At 61.1% G+C, this 632-nt stretch carries 1 pseudogene; it reads right to left on the reverse strand.

What is annotated here, in order from left to right:
* Window positions 1–632: pseudogene (locus E5198_RS21335) on the reverse strand (IS5 family transposase); the annotation flags it as partial.

A 632-nucleotide genomic window follows, 5' to 3' on the forward strand; every position in this document is an offset into this window, starting at 1 on the left:
CTAGGTTCTGTACGAAAAGTACTGCCGTAGGCACCGCAGCGTGCAAGCCAGGGTGACCATTGCAGCAAAACTTCTTGCCAGCTTGTCGTAGCGAGTGCCGATCCTGCGGCTCTCCTTCAACCAGCCGAACATCCGCTCGATGATGTTGCGCTGCCGGTATTTGGGGCGGTCGAACAGCCTTGGCAGGCCGGGCTTGGGCTTGCGTTTCATGGTTCGCAGCGGAATCACAGGCTGCATCCGGTAACGGTCGCAGTACTGGCGCAAGTGCTCGGCATCGTAGCCCTTGTCTGCCAGCAACCAGCGGCAGCGCTTGCGAGGCCGGCCTGGCTTGCCAGGGATGCGAACCTGATCCAGGAGTGCCTGGGCATTCGAGATGTCGCTGGCCTGGCCCGGCGACAGCAAAAAGCGCAGAGGCACGCCGTTGGCATCGCAGACCATGTGGATCTTGGTGGTCAGGCCGCCTCGGCTACGCCCCAACGCATGGTCTACCGGTTCTTCTGGCCCCCCTTTTTCCCGGCGCCAGAAGAGGCTCGGGTTGCTCGCACCGCTGTGGAATCAATCATCCAGGTATCCAGATCGATCAGCCCTTCCTGATTCAGGCGAATGTGCAGGCGCTCAAGTACCTGGTCGAA

The sequence above is a fragment of the Pseudomonas sp. A-1 genome (assembly GCF_004801855.1).
Taxonomy (GTDB): domain Bacteria; phylum Pseudomonadota; class Gammaproteobacteria; order Pseudomonadales; family Pseudomonadaceae; genus Geopseudomonas.